We start from the raw sequence: 17,600 nt of genomic DNA, 5'->3' as shown, positions 1-17,600 counted from the left end.
CGCGATGATGGAGGGGTTCCGCCTTGCTTTTCCACCATTCGGTACCCCTGATTCGCTTGACCGTTCCCTTTCGTTCGCCTCTCACCTGATTTGCCACGCTCACCGTCTCCCCCCGGAAGGGGTCCTCATGGCATCGCGCATCCTGCTGGCCCGGCACGGGCAGACGGAGTGGTCACTGTCCGGCAAGCACACCGGCAGGACCGACGTCCCCCTCATGGGGGAAGGGCGGCGCGGCGCCAAGCTGCTCGGCGAACGGCTGAGCCGGGCGCCCTTCGACGGGCTCCCCGGGGTCGAGGTGCGCACGAGCCCACTGGCACGCGCGCGTGAGACGTGCGAGATCGCCGGGTTCGGTGAGCGCGCGACCGCGTGGGACACGCTCATGGAGTGGGACTACGGGACGTACGAGGGCATGACCCCGGCGCAGATCCAGGCCGTCAGGCCGGGCTGGCTGATCTGGCGGGACGGGGTCCCCGGGGGCGAGAGCCTGGAGGCGGTCACCGCGCGCGCGGACGAGGTGGTCGCGTGGGCGCGGTCCGCTGATCGTGACGTGCTGGTGTTCGCGCACGGGCACATACTGCGGTCGATCGGGGCGCGCTGGCTTGGGCTGCCGATCGACTTCGCGGCACGGATCAGACTGAACCCGACATCACTGTCGGTCCTGGGATGGGCCTACGGCGAACCGGCGATCGAGAGCTGGAACGACCTGGGGCACCTGGTCGGATAGCGCAACCCGGCGCCTGTGAACTCTGGGCGACTGGGCGCCCCCTCAGGGGCGCGGGGCTGTGACATTGTGCGGCTCCGCCGCGTGGGCGCGACCAGCCCCCACCGGGCCCGCAGCCGAGGGCCGGCCGGGAGCGAAGGCTCAGGCCGTGCGCGGCAGGCTCGCGTGCCGCTCCAGGAAAGCCGAAACCCCCGATGCCCGCCGGTGAGGCAGAAGCACCCGCGCCGTGGCCGCCAGCATCGTCTGGATGCGGGAGGACTGGACCTCGTCCAGCAGGTCCAGAACCCGCATGCCCGCCTCCGCCGCCTCGTCCGGGTGGCCGCCGCGGGCCAGGTCGTCGGTGAGCTCGGCCGTGTAGAGGGCGATGTTCCGGGTGAAGTGCGGGTTCTGGAGGTGGGCCGCGCGGCGGGCGTGCCGGGCCGCGCGGGGCCAGTCGCCCAGCGTCGACCAGCACTGCGCCTCCAAACCCTCCAGCTCGGCCTCGCCGTAGAAGCTCATCCACTCGGGGTCGGCCTCCGAGGGGCCGCGTTCGTACAGCGCTTGGGCCCGCGCCAGTGCCTGTTCGCAGCCGGCGCGGTCGGCGAGGCCCGCCCAGCCGCCCGCCTCGCGCAGCGCGAGCAGCGACATCAGGCGGGGTGAGCCCAGGGGCCGGGCCACGCGCTGGGCGGCCTGTGCCGCTCTGACCGCCTCGCGTGGTCGCCCCGTGTCGCGCGCGAGGAACGCGGTGTTGCAGAAGGCGTGCGCCTCCAGGGCCGCGTCCCCGGCCACCCGGGCGGTCGCCAGCGCCTCCGCGTAGTGCGAGCGCGCGTCGTCGAAGCGGCCCGAGTCGTGCGCCAGCCAGCCGACGGAGATGGCGAGTTCACCGGCGCCCGAGTGCAGCCGGTCCGCGGTGGTCTGCCGTACCGTGCCCGCGTCGAGCAGCTCGTAGGCGGCCCGCAGTGGTGCCGCCGCGCGCCGGTAGAGGCCGTCGGCGCCGTGCCGGTCGTCGAGCAGTCTGATACGGCGGACGGCCTCTTCCAGGGCCCCCGCCTCGACGGCTCCGACGCGGCGCGCGGGACGGCCCGCGGCCGAGGCCGAAGCCTCATACGTGAACCCGAAGGGGCTCAGGGAGGCGGCTGCCGCGGTGGCACCGCCCGTCATGAATGCGCGACGCAGCACGTCGCTCTCCTCGTAGTTGTCGTGCGTTCCGTACGGGTCCTGCGCGTCCTGCATCTCATACGTCTCGTACGCCCCCGGCGTCTCACCGGTGCCGTACGTCGGGCTCGCGGGGTGCGCGGAGGGCGTGTCCTCCATGTCGCGGGCCCCGCGGCCGCGCACCGACGAGCGGGACGCGAACCCCAGGTCGGCCAGCGTCCGGCCAGGGAACATGTGCAGGAACACCCGTTCGTAGGCGTAGTTGGGACAGCGGATCTCACCCGCCTCGACCCGGCCGACGTAACGCGCGTCACAGCTGACCCGCTCCCCGATCTCGCGGGCGGCCCGCCGTACCGCCGCGGCGAACTCGCCCGGAGAGCGCTGTCCGCGCAACTGCCGAAAGGCGAGGTTCGGCCGTGGCGGCCGGGGGGACTCCGACGAGGTCACTGTTGACGACGTCATGGCCGGGCCCTCTCTGCGAACCGTCGAACCGTGCCGGATTCCTGACGAGTTGGAACAGTTATCCATCGGACGTCCTGTTTCCGGCGGGCAAGAACGTACCGGGTGCGCACGACCCGCCATGCGGGGTTTGGCTACAAACCGGATATCTCATCCACGATCCGCCATGAACTGCCATCCTTTGCAGCGGTCTTGCGCCGTAGCCGTTGACGTTCTGGCGCGTTGAACCCGATGGACCGGGAGCAACCCGAACTCCCGACCCGTTCGTTACAGGAGGGGTTCCGTGGTGGAGGCCGGGATGGAGATCAGTCAGAGCGCCGATCCTTGTGCGCAGTTCGGAGCACACACATCACCCGCGTTGCCCGCATCGGCCGCGCCAAACACAGCGCACATCTGTGATCTGGTGACGGTTCCGGCGCGGCAGGGGCTGGAGGCGGTCGACATCCTGCGCAGGGGTGCCGGGGACGGGGTCGGCCCCGTACTGCACGACGACGGCTGCGACACCCTGGGCTTCCTGGTACCGCCCGGCACCGCCGCGGCCTGGGACGTTCCCGGCAGCACCTGTACGGAGACCAACGGGCGTGGTCTGAGCCTCGCGGTCCCCGATCCCGTACCCCCCGTCGAGGGCTCGGACTGGTTGCTCCCGCCCGGAGACGCGGACCTGGCCACCGACCCGGCGGTGCTCCGCGCGGCCCTCGGCGAGGCGGCCCGGCTCATCGAGGCCGCCGACAACCGCCGCTGACCCGGCGCGACCGTTGTACGGCCGTTGTGCGGCCGCAATTGTGCCGGGGTATTCGCCCACCCCGATAATGGGGGAATGGGAAAGTCCAGAAACGCGCGGCGCGGACAGTCGGCCGCCGAGGCCGTCGTCGAGACGGTCGACGGCGGGCTCGCCGAGCTGATCCCCGACCGGGACCGGGCGCGCGCCTGGACACTGCTCATCGACGGCGCCCCGCAGTCCCACGTCGACCTCGACGACCCGGCGTACCTCTCCTTCGAGTACCAGCGCCGCCTCGGTCATGTGATCGACCTCGTCGCGCCGCCCGGCAAGCCCGTGCAGGTCGTGCACCTCGGCGGCGGCGCCCTCACCCTGGCGCGGTATGTCGCCGCGACGCGCCCCCGGTCCACCCAGCAGGCCGTCGAACGGGACGCCGCCCTCGTCCAACTGGTCCGCCGCGAGCTGCCGCTGGACCCGAACGCCCGTATCCGGGTGCGCTCCACCGACGCCCGCGAAGGGCTCGCGAAGATCCCCGACGGCTGGGCCGACCTCGTCATCGCGGACGTGTTCAGCGGGGCGCGCACCCCGGCCCATCTGACGTCGGTCGAGTTCCTGACGGACGTACGCAGGGTCGTGAACGACGCCGGCTGTTACGCCGCCAACCTCGCCGACGGGCCGCCGCTCGCCCATCTGCGCGGCCAGATCGCCACCGCGGGGGCGGTCTTCCCCGAGCTGGCCCTGATCGCGGACCCGACCGTGCTGCGGGGGAAACGGTTCGGCAACGCGGTGCTCGTCGGTTCCGCGCACCCGCTGCCCATCGCCGAGCTGACCCGCCGCGCCGCCTCCGACCCGCAGCCCGCCCGCCTCGAACACGGCCGCGCCCTCACCGACTTCACCGGCGGAGCCGTACCGGTCACGGACACGGCGGCGGTCGCGTCGCCGGCACCACCGCCGTCGGTGTTCCGCTGACCCGGTCAGCCGGGCAGTGGTTGTTTCAGTAGGTGATGACCTGCACGTGCGGCGGGCCGTCGTGCCAGGTGCAGAACACCGTCACCCGGTCCGCGCCCGCGCTGAACTCCACCCGGATCCACGACTCCGTCTTCCACACCTGCATCGACCAGCCCGCCCCGGGCGTCGCCGACACGAGCGTCGCGTAGTCCGTACCGAGGTCGAAGACCGCCCGCCCGCCGTCGGTGTCGTACGCCTTCACCGTGGACGGGGTCCGGGTCTGGGGCTTCGAGGGGGTCGCACTCGGGGTGGATGCCGACGCGGGTGACGGCGTCGGGGTGGGCGTCGGAGTCGGTGCCGGGCGGGTGGGCTGTGGGCTTGCCGTCGTGTCGAGCGGCTTCGGTTCCGGGTCCGGCTCCGGTGCAGTCGACTTCCGTCCGGCCGCGTCGGCCGCCGTGATGGGGAGCGCGCGGGGCGGGTCGTACGCCGTTCCCGCCATCACTGTGTGGACACCCCACCACGTCATCGTGGCCGCCGCGCCCGTGGCCAGCGTCCACGCCAGAAGGTGTACGAGTCCTCTGCGCATCGCCGGTCATACTGCCTCACGCGCCCCATCGGTGTCGCCTGTCGTCGGCCGGGCGCGGTCGCCAGGAAGTTATCCACAGGCGCCGGACCCGACTCGCCGGATTGGCGTACGGTGCGGCGCATGGCAAGTGTGCTCGTGGTCGAGGACGACCAGTTCGTGCGCTCCGCCCTCATCCGGCATCTGACCGATGCCGCGCACCTCGTGCGCAGTGTCGGCACCGCCCTTGAGGCGCTGCGCGAGGTCGCTCACTTCCGTTTCGACGTGGTGATCCTGGATCTCGGTCTGCCCGATCTCGACGGGTCCGAGGCCCTGAAGATGCTGCGCGGAATCACCGACGTGCCGGTGATCGTCGCCACCGCCCGCGACGAGGAGACGGAGATCGTCCGGCTGTTGAACGCGGGCGCGGACGACTACCTCACCAAGCCGTTCTCGGTCGAACACCTGTCGGCCCGCATGGCCGCCGTCCTGCGCAGGGCCCGCACCGCACCCGCGGACACCCCGCCCTCCACGGTCATCCGCGTCGGCGGCCTGGCCATCGACCCGCTGCGCCGGCAGGCCGAACTGGACGGCGTACGACTGGACCTGACGCGCCGCGAGTTCGACCTGCTCGCCTTCCTCGCCGGCCGGCCGGGTGTCGTCGTCGCGCGCAGGGAACTGCTCGCGGAGGTGTGGCAGCAGTCCTACGGCGACGACCAGACCATCGACGTCCATCTGTCCTGGCTGCGGCGGAAGCTGGGCGAAACGGCGGCCCGACCCCGTTATCTGCACACCCTGCGGGGCGTCGGCGTGAAGCTGGCGCCGCCCGGAGCGGAGCCGCCGCTGTGAGGGGGACACCATGAGGTGGGCGCTGGTCAAGGTGTGCGTGGCGGTCACGACGATGGTCGTGGTGGCCTTCGCCGTGCCGCTCGGCCTGGTCATCAGGGAGATGGCCCGCGACCGCGCCTTCTCCAACGCCGAGCGGCAGGCCGCGGCCGTCGCCCCCGCCCTCTCCATCACCACTGACCGCGACCAGCTGGAACGGGTCGTCGCCTCCGCCGGATCGGGCGCGGCCCTGGCCGTGCACATCCCCGCGAGCGGCGGTACGAGCCCGGTCGACCTCGGACGGAAGCGCGCCGCCGGCGCCGACATCGAGGCCGTCCGCAGACTCGGCCGCGCCTCCACCACCGAGGTGTCCGGCGGGTCCGCCCTCCTCCAGCCCGTCGCGATCGGCTCCGGTGAGATAGCCGTCGTCGAGGTGTACGTCCCCGAGGCCGAGGTCAGCAACGGCATCGGCCTGGCCTGGGCGGTCCTTGCCGGCGTCGGGGCGATCCTCGTCGTCGGTTCGGTCGCCGTCGCCGACCGGCTGGGCGTGCGCATGGTGCGGCCCGCCCGGCGCCTCGTCGAGGGCGCGCAGGAACTGGGGGAGGGAAAACTGGGCGCCAGAGTGCCCGAGGAAGGACCGGCCGAACTGCGCCTCGCGGCGGTCGCGTTCAACTCGATGGCCGACCAGGTCGTACAACTGCTCGCGAACGAAAGGGAGTTGGCCGCCGATCTGTCCCACCGGCTGCGAACGCCGCTGACCGTGCTGCGGCTGAACGCCGCCTCGCTCGGAGACGGCCCGGCCGCCGAGCAGACGCGGGCCGCGGTCGCCCAGCTGGAGCACGAGGTCGACACGATCATCCGTACCGCCCGCGAGGCCAAGCCGCAGACGACCCTCGCCGGACCGGGCGCCGGCTGCGACGCGGCCGAGGTCGTGCGCGAGCGGATGGCCTTCTGGTCGGCGCTCGCGGAGGACGAGGGGAGGAAGGTGCGGGTGGCCGGTGTGGAGCGGCCGGTGCGGATACCCGTGGCCCGCGCCGACCTGGCCGCCGCCCTCGACGCCCTGCTCGGCAACGTCTTCCGGCACACCCCGGAGGGCACCGCCTTCGCGGTCGACGTCCACAACGGCGACGACGCGGTGATCATGCTGGTGTCGGACGCGGGGCCCGGGATCACCGACCCCGAGGCCGCGATGGCCAGGGGGCGCGGCTCGGGCAGCGCGGGATCGACCGGCCTCGGCCTGGACATCGTGCGCCGGCTCGCGGAGGCGACGGGCGGGGACGTACGGATCGGCTCGTCGGTGCTCGGTGGGACGGAGATACGGATCTGGCTCCAGCTGGACGGCCGGGCAGCACCGGTACGGCGCGGACACCGGGGGAGCGGACCGGGGGTGTTGCGGCGGCGCGGCGCCGGCGCGAGGGCCTGACTTCGGCCGCCGGTCGCCGAGTCGTTTCCGACGCCCGGGGGTCTGTCCGGCGGATCGGGTAACGGACGCGGGGCCGGCGGCACGCTCCCAGCGGGCACGGCGATGTTGCCGCCGGCTGCCGACGCACTCCGTGCCGCCTGCTGTGGCCCGGTTGCTGTCAGCGGGGTCCCGCGCGTGCATTCGCACGCGCGGGACCCCGCCGACCAGCGCTGAGAAGCCCCCTGCTTCCCGTCGGCCCGAGCCCCGGAGCGGCCCCGGCCGGGGCGCGGCACCCCCCTCAGGTGCCGCGACCCGGCCTTTGGACCGACGCCCCGTCAGCGGAGCGCTTACTCGCCGTTCGCCGGCGGGAGGGCGCCGCTGCGGGCAGCGCGGCCGTACCAGAGGGCGCTCGACTTCGGGGTGCGGGTCAGGGTCGCGTAGTCGACGTACACCGCGCCGAAGCGCTTGCTGTAGCCGTAGGCCCACTCGAAGTTGTCCATCAGGGACCACAGGTAGTAGCCGCGGACGTCCGCGCCCTCGGCGATCGCGCGCCGGACCGCCCGCAGATGGCCGTGCAGGTAGGCGATCCGCTCCGGGTCGTGGACGCTGCCGTCCGACTCGGGCTTGTCGTCGTAGGCGGCGCCGTTCTCGGTGACGTAGATCGGCAGGCCCGGCGCCTCCTTCGTGTACCGCATGATCAGGTCGTGCAGACCCGTCGGGTCGATCGACCAGCCCATCTCCGTGCGCTCGCCCGGCGACTGGTGGAAGAGGACCTCGTCGGCCGCCGGCCACGGCGAGAAGTCGCTCGCCCCGTGACCGTCGGCACGTGGACCGCTCGGCTTCTCCTCGGCCGCCGACACCAGTGCCGGGGTGTAGTAGTTGAGGCCCAGCGCGTCCAGCGGCTGGTTGATCAGCGAGAGGTCGCCGTCGAGGACGAACGACCAGTCCGTGACCGACGAGGTCGCGGCGAACAGGGTCTCCGGGTAGGCGCCGTGCAGCATAGGGCCGTGGAAGACGCCGTTGGCCAGGTCGTCGATCTTCCGGACCGCCGCCAGGTCCTCGGGGGTCTGCGAAAGCGGCCTGACCACCGCGGAGTTGAGGCACACCCCGACCGTGTTGCGGGCCGGCATCGCCGCGCGCAGGGCCGAAGTGGCCAGCCCATGCGCCAGGTTGAGGTGATGCGCCGCCCGCAGGGACGCCAGCGGCTCGGTCCGGCCGGGGGCGTGCACACCCGAGGCGTACCCCAGGAACGCGCTGCACCAGGGCTCGTTGAGCGTGGTCCACTGCTCGACGCGGTCGCCCAGCGCCTCGCCCATGATCTGGGCGTACTCGGCGAAACGCAGCGCCGTCTCCCGCTCCGGCCAGCCGCCCGCGTCCTCCAGCTCCTGCGGGAGGTCCCAGTGGTAGAGGGTGAGCGAAGGCTTGATGTTGTGTGCGAGCAGCTCGTCGACGAGGCGCCGGTAGAAGTCCAGACCGCGCTGGACCGCCGGCCCCCGGCCCGTCGGCTGAACCCGCGACCAGGAGACGGAGAAGCGGTACGCGGTCAGGCCGAGGTCGGCCATCATCTGCACGTCGTCGCGGTAGCGGTGGAAGTGGTCGACAGCGATGTCACCGTGGTCGCCGCCGGCCGTCTTGCCCGGTGTATGGCTGAACGTGTCCCAGATCGAGGGGGTGCGGCCGTCCTCCCGCACCGCCCCCTCGATCTGGTACGCGGAGGTCGCTGCGCCCCAGAGGAAGGCGGGAGGAAAAGTCACCGGGGTAACGGATTCAGGCATGGAAGCGCTCCCATAGGAAGTCGTGGAGACCGACGGGTAGGAGATGAGGGAAGTGGGGGGAGAGTGCGAGGGGGCCGAGGCGGCGGTGACCCGGCCCCCGAGAGTTCCCGTACGAAAAGTCCCTGACGAAAGTCCCGTACGAAGTCCTGTACGGGTCAGCCCTTGACGGCGCCGTTCATGATGCCGCCCACGATCTGCTTGCCGAACAGGAGGAAGGCGATGAGCAGCGGCAGTGTGCCCAGCAGCGCGCCCGCCATGATGACCGCCTGGTCGGGGACGTAACCGGTGCCGAGCGCGTTCAGGGCGACCTGCACGGTCGGGTTCTGCTGGTTGAGCGCGATGATCGGCCACAGGAAGTCGTTCCAGGCGAACACGAAGGTCAGCAGGCCGAGCACGGCCATCGCGGGCCGCGCCGCCGGGAAGACCACGTGCCACACCACGCGCAGGCTGTTCGCGCCGTCCACCCGCGCCGCCTCGATCAGCTCGGAGGGCAGCGCCTGCACCAGGTACTGCCGCATGAAGAACGTACCGAAGGCGGTGACCAGCGTCGGCAGGATCACGGCCTGCAACTGGTTGGACCAGCCGAGGTCGGCCATCCACAGGTACAGCGGTACGACGGCGAGCTGCGGCGGGATCATCATCGTGCCGATGGTCAGCAGCAGCAGCGCGCTGGAGAACCTGAACCGCAGCTTGGCGAAGGCGAACCCCGCCAGCGTCGAGAACAGCACCGTACTGACCGTGATGGTGCCCGCGACGAGCGTGCTGTTGAGCATCGCCGTGCCGAGTCCCACCTCGTCCCACGCGACCTGCATGTTCTTGAACAGGTTCGCGCCGAACCACAGCGGCGGCGGCGTCTGGGCGAGCCGGGCGTTGTCGCGGGAGGCCGCGATCGCCGTCCACAGCAGTGGGGCCAGCGAGATCAGCGAGAAGACCGCCAGGACGACGTAGGTGACCGGGCCCGCGTGCAGTTGCTTGCCCGCGCCGATGATCCGGCGGCGCCCGGAGCCCTTGTCGTCCTTCGGCTTCGGCTCCGCATCCACCTGAGGCAGCGTCAGATCACTTGTGGTCATTGGGATTTCCTCAGACGTCGGTTGATCAGCATGTTGACCGCGGCGACGACCAGCAGGATCAGGAACATCGACCACGCGATCGCGGACGCCTTGCCGAGGTTGCCGATGACCCAGCCCTGGTCGTACATGTACAGGCCGAGCGTCTGGTACTGGTGCTCGGAGCCGCCCTTGGACCCGCCGAACAGCAGCGGCTCACCGAAGAGCTGGGTCGCGCCGATGGTGGACACGACCACGGTGAACAGGATCGTCGGCCGGAGCATCGGGACCGTGACATGGCGGAACTGCTGCCAGCGGTTGGCGCCGTCGAGAGCCGCCGACTCGTACAGGTCGGTGGGGATCGCCTGCATCGCCGCGAGGTAGATCAGCGCGTTGTAACCGGTCCACCGCCAGATCACGATGCTGGAGACGGCGAACTGCCCGCCCCAGTCGGACTCGCGCCAGTTGATCGCGTCGACCCCGACGAAGTGCAGCAGCCAGTTGATCATGCCGCCGTCCCACGAGTACAGCAGCGTGAAGACCAGCGTCGCCGCCGCCACCGAGGTGGCGTACGGGGTGAGCATCACCACCCGCCACAGGATCGAGCCGCGCAGCTTGTAGTTGAGCAGGTGCGCGATGCCGAGCGCCAGGAGCAGCTGCGGCACGGTCGAGATCAGACCGATGGTGAAGGTGTTCTGCAGGGCGTTCCAGAAGAAGTCCGAGGCCCACAGGTTCTTGTAGTTCTCCAGGCCCACCCAGGTCTGGTGGTCCAGCGAGGACAGCTGCACGCTGTGCAGCGAGTACCAGCCCGTGTAGAGGAGCGGGACCAGACCGAAGGCCCCGAAGACGAGGAAGAAGGGGGTGATGAACGCGTATGGCGACGCCTTCATGTCCCAGCGGTACAGCCGACTGCGCCACGAGCCCGGACCCGCGGGCGGCTTACCGCGACCTTGAGCGCCCCGGACCGCGCCCGGCTGGTCGCCGGGCGCGGTCTCGGCACTCGACGCTGGATGCGCGAGAGCCTGCTTGGAGCTGGTCACTGGCCGAGCACGTCCTTGATCTCGTTCGTTGCCGCGTCCCAGCCCTGCGCCGGGGTCTTGCCCTTCTGCTCGACCTGCAGGATGCCGATGTCCGCGATCGCGGTGCCGATCGGCTGGTCCTTGACGCCGAAGTACTGGACCGGGATGGTCTTGGCCGACGCCGCGTAGATCTCGGCGATCGGAGCGTTCGAGAAGTACTCGACGGTGGCGGCCTGCGGCTTCAGGGTCGCGTACGCCGCCGGGGCCGACGGGAAGCTGGCCTGCTTGGCGAAGACCTTCGCCTGCTGCTCGGGGGCCGTCAGCCACTTGGCGAGCGCGATGGCCTCCTTCTGGTGCTTGCCGGCCGTCGGTACACCGATGAACGCGCCGCCCCAGTTGGCCGCGGTCGGCGCCGCCGCCACGTCCCAGTTGCCCTTGCCGGACTCACCGGACTTCTCCTGGATGTAGCCGATCATCCAGGCGGGGCAGGCCACCGTCGCGAAGGTGCCCTTGGAGAGGGCCGTGTCCCACGGGCCCTCGAACTGCTTCAGCTTCGCCGACATGGTGCTGGTCGCCACCTCCATCGCGGCGTTCCAGGCGGCCTTGACGCCCGTCGACTTGTCCCAGATGGGGTTGCCGTCCTTGTCGTAGTACCGCTCGCTCTCGCCACCCAGCGCCGCGTTGTAGACCGAGGAGGCGGAGTCCACGAACTTGGTGCCGCTCGGCGCCTTCTTCATGAAGTTCTTGCCGACATCGACGAACTTCGACCAGTCGCCCTTCCACTCTGCGGCGAGCTTGGTGCGGTCCGTCTCGAGACCGGCCTTCTTGAACAGGTCCTTGCGGTAGCAGATCGCCATCGGGCCGATGTCCGTGCCGAGCCCGATCTGCTTGCCGTCCTTGGTGGTGGCCTGTGCGTTCTTCCAGTCCAGCCACTGGGACTTGTCGACCTCCTTGCCGAGGTCGACGAACTTGTCCGCCTGTGTCTGCACGGCCTCGGCGACGTTGCCGATCTCGATCGCCTGGATGTCGTCGACACCGGAGCCGGCCTGCAGACGGGTCAGCGTCTTGGGCCAGTACACGTCGGTCTTGGTGGTGACGTTCTCCTTGATGCTGACGTCCGGGTGCAGTTTCATGTACTCGTCGTAGAGACCGGCCTGCTTGTAACCGAAGACACCGAAGGTGCCGATGGTCAGGGCGGTCTTGCCGCCTCCGTTGTTGCCTCCGCCGTTGTTCGGCTTGCTGTCGCCCGAGTCGTCGGCGCAGCCGGCCAGCAGCCCCGTCGTCAGCGTGGCGACGACCGCGAGGGTCATCAGTCTGCGGGACCCGCGGGTACTCGTGCGCATTGCGTCCTCCTGTTGCCTGACGTGCCGACCCCCCGGCCAACTGCGTTGTTGGGCCCGTTAGTTCTGATGCGGCGGCTCGGGCGGGGAACGTGCGGGATGTGTATGTGTCAGGTACCGTGGGAGCGCTCCCACAGGTGATGTGTTGAAGAGTCGTCGGTCCGGGCGGGGGTGTCAAGGGTGGAGACGCGGGGATGTGTCTTCGGTTATCGGGCTGTTAACTAAAGCTCCCGGAAGCGGAACGGAAGGCTTCGGAAGGCCGGCGAACGGACCCCCGGGAATGTGCCGCCAGGCACCGGAAGATCCCCGGCGGGCCTTGCCGGGAGTGTCACCAGGCCTCACGAGGCCTGTTGCCGGACTTCGGTCCGGAATGCGGGCTGTTAGATTCCAGGCCGGAGCGGGTGACGGGAGGCGGACCATGGTGGGCCACGGAGTGCGGGGCCGGAGTGGCGGGCGGCCGACCCTGGAAGAGGTCGCCGCACGCGCCGGAGTGGGCCGCGGCACGGTCTCCCGGGTGATCAACGGCTCGCCGAGAGTCAGCGATGTGACCCGCGCGGCGGTCGAGGCGGCGGTCGCGGAACTCGGCTATGTCCCGAACACCGCGGCCCGCGCCCTCGCCGCGAACCGCACGGACGCGATCGCACTGGTCGTCCCCGAGCCGGAGACCCGATTCTTTGCGGAACCGTACTTCTCGGACATGCTGCGCGGTGTGGGCGCGGCGATCTCGGACACGGAGATGCAGCTCCTGCTGATCTTCGCGGGCAGCGACAGGGAACGCCAGCGCCTCGCCCAGTACCTGGCCGCCCACCGGGTCGACGGCGTCCTGTTGGTCTCGACCCACGCCGACGACCCGCTCCCCGACCTGCTGGTCCAGCTGGAGATCCCGGCGGTGATCAGCGGCCCGAGGTCGGCGGCGGAGACCCTCACCTCGGTGGACTCCGACAACTACGGAGGTGGCCGGCAAGCGGCCGAACACCTCCTCTCCCGGGGCCGCCGCAAGATCGCCCACATCACGGGCCGCATGGACGTGTACGGCGCCCAGCGTCGCGTCGACGGCTACCGCGAAGCCCTGGAGGCGGCGGGCCACGAGGTGGACGAGGACCTGATCGAACCGGGCGACTTCACCGAGGAGGGCGGTCGCCGGGCGATGACCCGCCTCCTGTCCCGCTGCCCCGACCTGGACGCGGTCTTCGCGGGCTCGGACGTGACAGCGGCGGGCGCCCGCCAGGTCCTGCGCGAAGAGGGCCGCCGCATACCCGACGACGTGGCCCTCGTCGGCTACGACGACTCGGCCATAGCCCGCCACATGGATCCGCCCCTGACGAGCGTCCGCCAGCCGATAGTGGAAATGGGCCGGGCGATGATCGACCTCCTCCTGGAGGAGGTCGCCGACCGCCGCCCGACGGCATCCCGGGTCCTGGAACGGCGCCGGCTGGTGCTTCCCACGGAGCTGATGACCCGTACGTCCTCCTGAGGACGAAGGCCACCGGCCGGGCGGGGAACGCGGGTTCGTCGAGGCGGCGCTCACCGGACGGGCTCAGGGTTCCCTGGACCGGGCCCGGGCGTTCCCTCGCCGGGCGCGGGGGAGGGGGTGCGTCGTGTGTTCCCATGAGTTCCCACGGGGCCGGTCACGAAGAAGCCCTGACCTGTTTTCACAGGTCAGGGCTTCTTCGTTCAGGGTGAGTGACGGGACTTGAACCCGCGGCATCCTGGACCACAACCAGGTGCTCTACCAGCTGAGCTACACCCACCATGACCGGCTTGGGAAGTCCGAGTGGTCTTCCTGACCGGCCGAGAAAAAGTGTACAGGGTCTGAAGGGGTGCTCGCGCCCGGCTTTTCTCGGGGCTGCCGTAAGGGCTTTCCCAGGGCTGTCGTAGGGGCTACTGCGCCGCAGGCAGGGCGTGCTTCGCCGCGATCGTGCGGGCCGTTTCCGAGTCCGGGCCGGGCTGCGGTACGAAGACCGCCTCGCGGTAGTAGCGCAGTTCGACGATCGACTCGCGGATGTCGGCCAGGGCGCGGTGGTTGCCGTTCTTGGGCGGGCTGTTGAAGTACGCCCTCGGGAACCAGCGGCGGGCCAGCTCCTTCACCGAACTGACGTCCACGATCCGGTAGTGGAGGTACGCCTCCAGGGTGCTCATGTCGCGGAGCAGGAAGCCGCGGTCCGTGCCGACCGTGTTGCCGCACAGCGGCGCCTTGCCCGGCTCCTTGACGTGCTCGCGCACATACGCCAGGACCTGCTCCTCGGCGTCGGCCAGCGTCGTACCGCCGGCCAGCTCGTCGAGGAGGCCCGACGAGGTGTGCATCTGGCGCACCACCTCCGGCATCGTCTCCAGCGCCGAGTCGGGCGGACGGATGACGATGTCCACCCCCTCGCCGAGTACGTTCAGCTCGGAGTCGGTGACCAGTGCGGCCACCTCGATGAGCGCGTCGTCGGACAACGAGAGACCGGTCATCTCGCAGTCGATCCACACCATGCGATCGTTCATGCGTCTCACCTTACGGGCAGGTGGCGCGGGGCGAACCAGTGGTGCGGGCCCGCGGTTCGAGGGTGCCGGGCAAACAGACCGGAAACGGGTCGGTGGGTGGGAGACAGGGCGTGGGCCGCGTCGGCCCACCCGGAAACGCGGGACGGGCCGGGTGACGTACCCCGGCCCGTCCCGCGTTCACAAGGCACCCTTTACGCGCCGCTCCGCTGCCCGGGCAGACTCGCGCGGTTTCCGACGTACGGATCCCGCGCGTGCTCCGCCGACAGGCCGACCGAGTTCGCCGTACGCCGGGCCTGGAGCGGGACCGGGCTCTCCGGGTGCGGGGCGCGGTCGTGGCCGCCCTGGCCGTGGTGCCCGTGTCCCTGGCCCGCCGTGGTCGGCGTACCCATGCCGCCGCCGGGGCCGCCCTGCGCCCCGGTCACCCCTGCGTCCGGCTCCGGCACCCGCTCACTCTGCGGCCTGCGCGCCCGGTAGGCCGCGCGGTACGCGGCCGGGGACGAGCCCAGCTGGCGGCGGAAGTGGCCGCGCAGAGCCACCGGGGAACGGAAGCCGCAGCGACCCGCGACCTCGTCCACCGAGTAGTCCGACGTCTCCAGGAGACGCTGGGCCTGCAGGACGCGTTGCGTGATCAGCCACTGCAGCGGTGCGCTTCCCGTGAGCGAGCGGAAGCGGCGGTCGAACGTACGACGGGACATGTACGCGCGTGCCGCCAGCGTCTCCACGTCGAACTGCTCGTGGAGATGCTCCAGCGCCCAGGCGACGACCTCGGCGAGCGGGTCGGCGCCGATCTCCTCTGGTAAAGACCGATCGAGGTAGCGCTCCTGGCCGCCCGATCGGCGCGGCGGGACCACGAGTCGGCGGGCCAGCGCACCGGCCGCCTCGTTGCCGTGGTCCGTCCGCACGATGTGCAGGCACAGATCGATGCCCGCCGCCGTGCCCGCGGATGTCAGTACGTCGCCGTCGTCCACGAAGAGTTCCCGTGGGTCGACGTGGACCGACGGATAGCGCTTCGCCAGTGTCGGTGCGTACATCCAGTGTGTTGTCGCCGGGCGGCCGTCCAGCAGGCCCGCCGCCGCGAGGACGAACGCACCTGTGCACAGGCCTACGATCCGCGCACCCTCTTCATGGGCCCGGCGCAATGCGTCGAGCGCCTCTTCCGGTGGCGGCGCGGTGATCGAACGCCACGCGGGCACGACGACAGTGCCTGCCCGTGCGATCGCTTCCAGGCCGTTCGGCGCGGTCAGTTCCAGCCCGCCGGTGGTCCGCAACGGACCCTCTTCGCCGCCGCACACCAACAATCGGTAGCGCGGCACTCCGGCGTCCTGGCGGTCGATCCCGAACACCGAAAGTGGTATGGAACTCTCGAAGATGGGGCCGCCGCTGAACAGCAGCACCGCGACGATCTCCTTGCGGCGTCGCCCGGAAAGTTTCCGGGCCGCGGCTTCCGGCGCGGCAGTGGAGTCGTGGCTCATACTGCTAAGCCCCCCTCGGTGGTCGCGGCTCCTCGGTTGTGTCGCTCCTGCACGTTTCCCCTCGGTCCTGCACGAGTCCCCCGCCGTAGACAGTCAAGATCGAATCTACTGTGTCCCATGATGCCGAGGTGACCAGTTGGTCACTCGACGGATTGTCGACTTGGCAACTTGGCGTAAAGCATTCGATCACGAAGCGTTGCACTCGTGGGGCGTGCAGGGAAGTGCGCCTCGTCGCAGTGGCCAATCCGCGTAGGGTGCGAGGACCCGTCGGGACCCTTTCAGTGCAGGTGGAACAGGGGTTTGGGGGTTGTTCGGCCAAGGGGTGCACGGTAGCCGGAAGTTGGCTGAAAAGCATCGGGCGCGTGCGCTAAAACAGGTCAGTCGACCGGTGTACTTCCGCCGGAGTGCCGACCGCCCCGGTGAGTGCCGGAAACGCTCCCGTAATGGGCGCCGGAAGGGGTCCTGCCGTGCCGTCCCCGGGGCGGGGCGCTCTCCTCGGCCGGCAGGCGGGCCGCGCAGCGCTCGGACTGCCGCAGCAGCACCCGGCACACCCCTGTCACGGCCGCCAGCCCAAGTGCCGTACCGGCCGCGCCGCCGAGGGAGGAGCCGTAGAGGACGAGTACCACGGGGACCAGAACGCAGCTGAAGGCCGCCCAGCGGACGAGGTCGGTCGCGGAGTCCTGGCTCGGTGAGGTCATGGCTGCTCCCTGTGACGAAGGGTCACGGAGTTCAACGCGTGTTCGAGCGGTCGGTCACTGGCCAGGATGTCCGGAAGATGTGCGTGGGAGTGATCGGAGTGGGCGAGATGTAGGCGAACCCTGTGGAAACAGCCTGTACGTGGCAGCAACCATTGCGTTACGGGCACCCCCTCGTGCATGCTCCCTGGAACCCGTCCGGAGCACGTGCGGGCTATGGGCTACGGAGGCGTGCCGCCGTACCCTTGGGGGTATGGGGTTGGGAAGATGATTCCCGGACACAGCTCCGCCGCACACTGTCGTCCCACATCACGTTGTCCCACCACGAGGATCAAAACGCCGAGAATCCCATGGCCGGTCACGAATTCCTGGAACCCGCGGACCGCAAGCGCCCCGTCGCCGATCACACGGCGGCCGAGCCCTTGGCGGCGGAAGAACCACGTCAGTCCTGCGACCCCGCGTTCAAGCACGGTGTCGTCGTCGGTTTCGACGGCTCGACGTCGAGCGAGCGCGCCCTCGCGTACGCCATCGGAATGGCCCACCGCTCCGGTTCGGGTCTGATCATCGTGCATGTCGCCAACCGGCTGCCCACCACGGTGTGGGCCGGCTGCGAGCCGCCCGTCTTCGTCGACGTGCCGGACCACAGAACCGAGGTCCTCGGGCTCGAACTCGCCTGTGCGGACTATCTGGCCGAGGTGCCCTGGATCCTTGTCGAGCGCGGCGGTGACATCTGCCACGAACTCGAAGAGGTGGGACGGGAGTACGAGGCCGACGCGATCGTCGTCGGCTCGACCCACGGCATCGTCGGGCGCATCTTCGGGTCGGTGGCCGGGCGGCTCGCGAAGCGCGCCCAGCGTCCGGTCATCGTCATTCCGTAGCTCCCTTCCCAACTCCGTGGCTGCTCCCCGATCTCCCTTCGCGCTGCGTGAACCTACTTGTGCGTAGAGGTGTTTGTGCGCTTGTGAAGGGCATATATCGGTCACCGCACAAGCTGTAC

Annotated in this window: 16 protein-coding genes and 1 tRNA gene; 7 read left to right on the top strand and 10 right to left on the bottom strand. The window is 70.4% G+C overall.

The genetic code is table 11. The features are described 5' to 3' along the window. Window positions 1-127: 127 nt before the first annotated feature. A complete protein-coding gene (locus G3I56_RS02890) occupies window positions 128-724 on the top strand; it encodes a histidine phosphatase family protein (RefSeq protein WP_164406944.1) in 597 nt (198 codons plus the stop codon). A gap of 138 nt (window positions 725-862) precedes the next feature. Here the strand turns inward: G3I56_RS02890 and G3I56_RS02885 are convergent, their stop codons facing one another. Continuing rightward, window positions 863-2,317 carry a hypothetical protein gene (locus G3I56_RS02885; protein WP_164406942.1) on the bottom strand — a complete coding sequence of 485 codons (1,455 nt, stop codon included), beginning with the start codon at window positions 2,315-2,317 and terminating at the stop codon, window positions 863-865. A gap of 280 nt (window positions 2,318-2,597) precedes the next feature. Between G3I56_RS02885 and G3I56_RS02880 the strand changes: the two genes are divergently transcribed. Continuing rightward, on the top strand, window positions 2,598-3,056 hold the full coding sequence (locus G3I56_RS02880) for a hypothetical protein (protein WP_343239842.1): 459 nt from the start codon (window positions 2,598-2,600) through the stop codon (window positions 3,054-3,056). A gap of 75 nt (window positions 3,057-3,131) precedes the next feature. Continuing rightward, window positions 3,132-4,001 carry a fused MFS/spermidine synthase gene (locus tag G3I56_RS02875; protein ID WP_164406941.1) on the top strand — a complete coding sequence of 290 codons (870 nt, stop codon included), beginning with the start codon at window positions 3,132-3,134 and terminating at the stop codon, window positions 3,999-4,001. 25 nt (window positions 4,002-4,026) lie between these two features. Here the strand turns inward: G3I56_RS02875 and G3I56_RS02870 are convergent, their stop codons facing one another. Continuing rightward, entirely contained in the window at window positions 4,027-4,566 is a 540-nt protein-coding gene (locus G3I56_RS02870) for a hypothetical protein (RefSeq protein ID WP_164406940.1), read from the bottom strand. 120 nt (window positions 4,567-4,686) lie between these two features. Here G3I56_RS02870 and G3I56_RS02865 point away from each other — a divergent pair, with 120 nt between their 5' ends. Continuing rightward, the gene (locus G3I56_RS02865) at window positions 4,687-5,391 is read left to right on the top strand and encodes a response regulator transcription factor (protein ID WP_164406939.1); all 705 of its coding nucleotides are present in this window, start codon (window positions 4,687-4,689) and stop codon (window positions 5,389-5,391) included. Window positions 5,392-5,401: 10 nt separating this feature from the next. Then, the gene (locus G3I56_RS02860) at window positions 5,402-6,790 is read left to right on the top strand and encodes a HAMP domain-containing sensor histidine kinase (RefSeq protein WP_164406937.1); all 1,389 of its coding nucleotides are present in this window, start codon (window positions 5,402-5,404) and stop codon (window positions 6,788-6,790) included. Between the two features lie 326 nt (window positions 6,791-7,116). Here the strand turns inward: G3I56_RS02860 and G3I56_RS02855 are convergent, their stop codons facing one another. The 4 genes from G3I56_RS02855 to G3I56_RS02840 form a co-directional block, all read right to left on the bottom strand. Further along, window positions 7,117-8,544: a GH1 family beta-glucosidase gene (locus G3I56_RS02855; RefSeq protein WP_164406936.1), complete on the bottom strand. Its 1,428-nt coding sequence runs from the start codon at window positions 8,542-8,544 to the stop codon at window positions 7,117-7,119. A gap of 155 nt (window positions 8,545-8,699) precedes the next feature. Continuing rightward, window positions 8,700-9,614 carry a carbohydrate ABC transporter permease gene (locus tag G3I56_RS02850; protein WP_203688955.1) on the bottom strand — a complete coding sequence of 305 codons (915 nt, stop codon included), beginning with the start codon at window positions 9,612-9,614 and terminating at the stop codon, window positions 8,700-8,702. Next, window positions 9,611-10,630 carry a sugar ABC transporter permease gene (locus G3I56_RS02845; RefSeq protein WP_164406935.1) on the bottom strand — a complete coding sequence of 340 codons (1,020 nt, stop codon included), beginning with the start codon at window positions 10,628-10,630 and terminating at the stop codon, window positions 9,611-9,613. The genes G3I56_RS02850 and G3I56_RS02845 overlap by 4 nt, the downstream gene beginning before the upstream one ends. Continuing rightward, window positions 10,627-11,952, bottom strand: a complete 1,326-nt coding sequence (locus tag G3I56_RS02840; protein WP_164406934.1) for an ABC transporter substrate-binding protein — start codon at window positions 11,950-11,952, stop codon at window positions 10,627-10,629. The genes G3I56_RS02845 and G3I56_RS02840 overlap by 4 nt, the downstream gene beginning before the upstream one ends. A gap of 415 nt (window positions 11,953-12,367) precedes the next feature. Between G3I56_RS02840 and G3I56_RS02835 the strand changes: the two genes are divergently transcribed. Continuing rightward, entirely contained in the window at window positions 12,368-13,423 is a 1,056-nt protein-coding gene (locus tag G3I56_RS02835) for a LacI family DNA-binding transcriptional regulator (RefSeq protein WP_164406933.1), read from the top strand. Between the two features lie 204 nt (window positions 13,424-13,627). On the opposite strand, the gene G3I56_RS02830 is transcribed toward G3I56_RS02835, so the two are convergent. The 4 genes from G3I56_RS02830 to G3I56_RS02815 all read right to left on the bottom strand — a co-directional run bounded on the left by G3I56_RS02830 (window position 13,628) and on the right by G3I56_RS02815 (window position 16,606). After that, window positions 13,628-13,700, bottom strand: a tRNA-His gene (locus tag G3I56_RS02830). Between the two features lie 130 nt (window positions 13,701-13,830). Then, a complete protein-coding gene (gene orn, locus G3I56_RS02825) occupies window positions 13,831-14,436 on the bottom strand; it encodes an oligoribonuclease (RefSeq protein WP_164406932.1) in 606 nt (201 codons plus the stop codon). Between the two features lie 191 nt (window positions 14,437-14,627). Next, window positions 14,628-15,908 (bottom strand): helix-turn-helix domain-containing protein, encoded by a 1,281-nt coding sequence (locus tag G3I56_RS02820; protein ID WP_164406931.1) that lies wholly within the window; start codon window positions 15,906-15,908, stop codon window positions 14,628-14,630. A gap of 377 nt (window positions 15,909-16,285) precedes the next feature. Continuing rightward, a complete protein-coding gene (locus tag G3I56_RS02815) occupies window positions 16,286-16,606 on the bottom strand; it encodes a hypothetical protein (protein ID WP_164406930.1) in 321 nt (106 codons plus the stop codon). Window positions 16,607-16,953: 347 nt separating this feature from the next. Here G3I56_RS02815 and G3I56_RS02810 point away from each other — a divergent pair, with 347 nt between their 5' ends. Next, a complete protein-coding gene (locus G3I56_RS02810; protein ID WP_164406929.1) occupies window positions 16,954-17,481 on the top strand; it encodes a universal stress protein in 528 nt (175 codons plus the stop codon). Window positions 17,482-17,600 lie beyond the last annotated feature (119 nt).

The sequence above is a fragment of the Streptomyces sp. SID12488 genome, from assembly GCF_010548275.1.
In the GTDB taxonomy this organism is placed as follows: domain Bacteria; phylum Actinomycetota; class Actinomycetes; order Streptomycetales; family Streptomycetaceae; genus Streptomyces.
The sequence above is the reverse complement of the archived record's forward strand: the minus strand, read 5'-3'. Positions and strand labels throughout refer to the sequence as shown.

Bases quoted from the DNA above. Each gene is read 5' to 3' on its own strand.
- G3I56_RS02890 (WP_164406944.1), top strand. From the start codon at position 128: ATGGCATCGCGCATCCTGCTGGCCCGGCACGGGCAGACGGAGTGGTCA.
- G3I56_RS02885 (WP_164406942.1), bottom strand. From the start codon at position 2,317: ATGACGTCGTCAACAGTGACCTCGTCGGAGTCCCCCCGGCCGCCACGG.
- G3I56_RS02875 (WP_164406941.1), top strand. From the start codon at position 3,132: ATGGGAAAGTCCAGAAACGCGCGGCGCGGACAGTCGGCCGCCGAGGCC.
- G3I56_RS02870 (WP_164406940.1), bottom strand. From the start codon at position 4,566: ATGCGCAGAGGACTCGTACACCTTCTGGCGTGGACGCTGGCCACGGGC.
- G3I56_RS02865 (WP_164406939.1), top strand. From the start codon at position 4,687: ATGGCAAGTGTGCTCGTGGTCGAGGACGACCAGTTCGTGCGCTCCGCC.
- G3I56_RS02860 (WP_164406937.1), top strand. From the start codon at position 5,402: ATGAGGTGGGCGCTGGTCAAGGTGTGCGTGGCGGTCACGACGATGGTC.
- G3I56_RS02855 (WP_164406936.1), bottom strand. From the start codon at position 8,544: ATGCCTGAATCCGTTACCCCGGTGACTTTTCCTCCCGCCTTCCTCTGG.
- G3I56_RS02850 (WP_203688955.1), bottom strand. From the start codon at position 9,614: ATGACCACAAGTGATCTGACGCTGCCTCAGGTGGATGCGGAGCCGAAG.
- G3I56_RS02840 (WP_164406934.1), bottom strand. From the start codon at position 11,952: ATGCGCACGAGTACCCGCGGGTCCCGCAGACTGATGACCCTCGCGGTC.
- G3I56_RS02835 (WP_164406933.1), top strand. From the start codon at position 12,368: ATGGTGGGCCACGGAGTGCGGGGCCGGAGTGGCGGGCGGCCGACCCTG.
- orn (WP_164406932.1), bottom strand. From the start codon at position 14,436: ATGAACGATCGCATGGTGTGGATCGACTGCGAGATGACCGGTCTCTCG.
- G3I56_RS02820 (WP_164406931.1), bottom strand. From the start codon at position 15,908: ATGAGCCACGACTCCACTGCCGCGCCGGAAGCCGCGGCCCGGAAACTT.
- G3I56_RS02815 (WP_164406930.1), bottom strand. From the start codon at position 16,606: ATGACCTCACCGAGCCAGGACTCCGCGACCGACCTCGTCCGCTGGGCG.
- G3I56_RS02810 (WP_164406929.1), top strand. From the start codon at position 16,954: ATGGCCGGTCACGAATTCCTGGAACCCGCGGACCGCAAGCGCCCCGTC.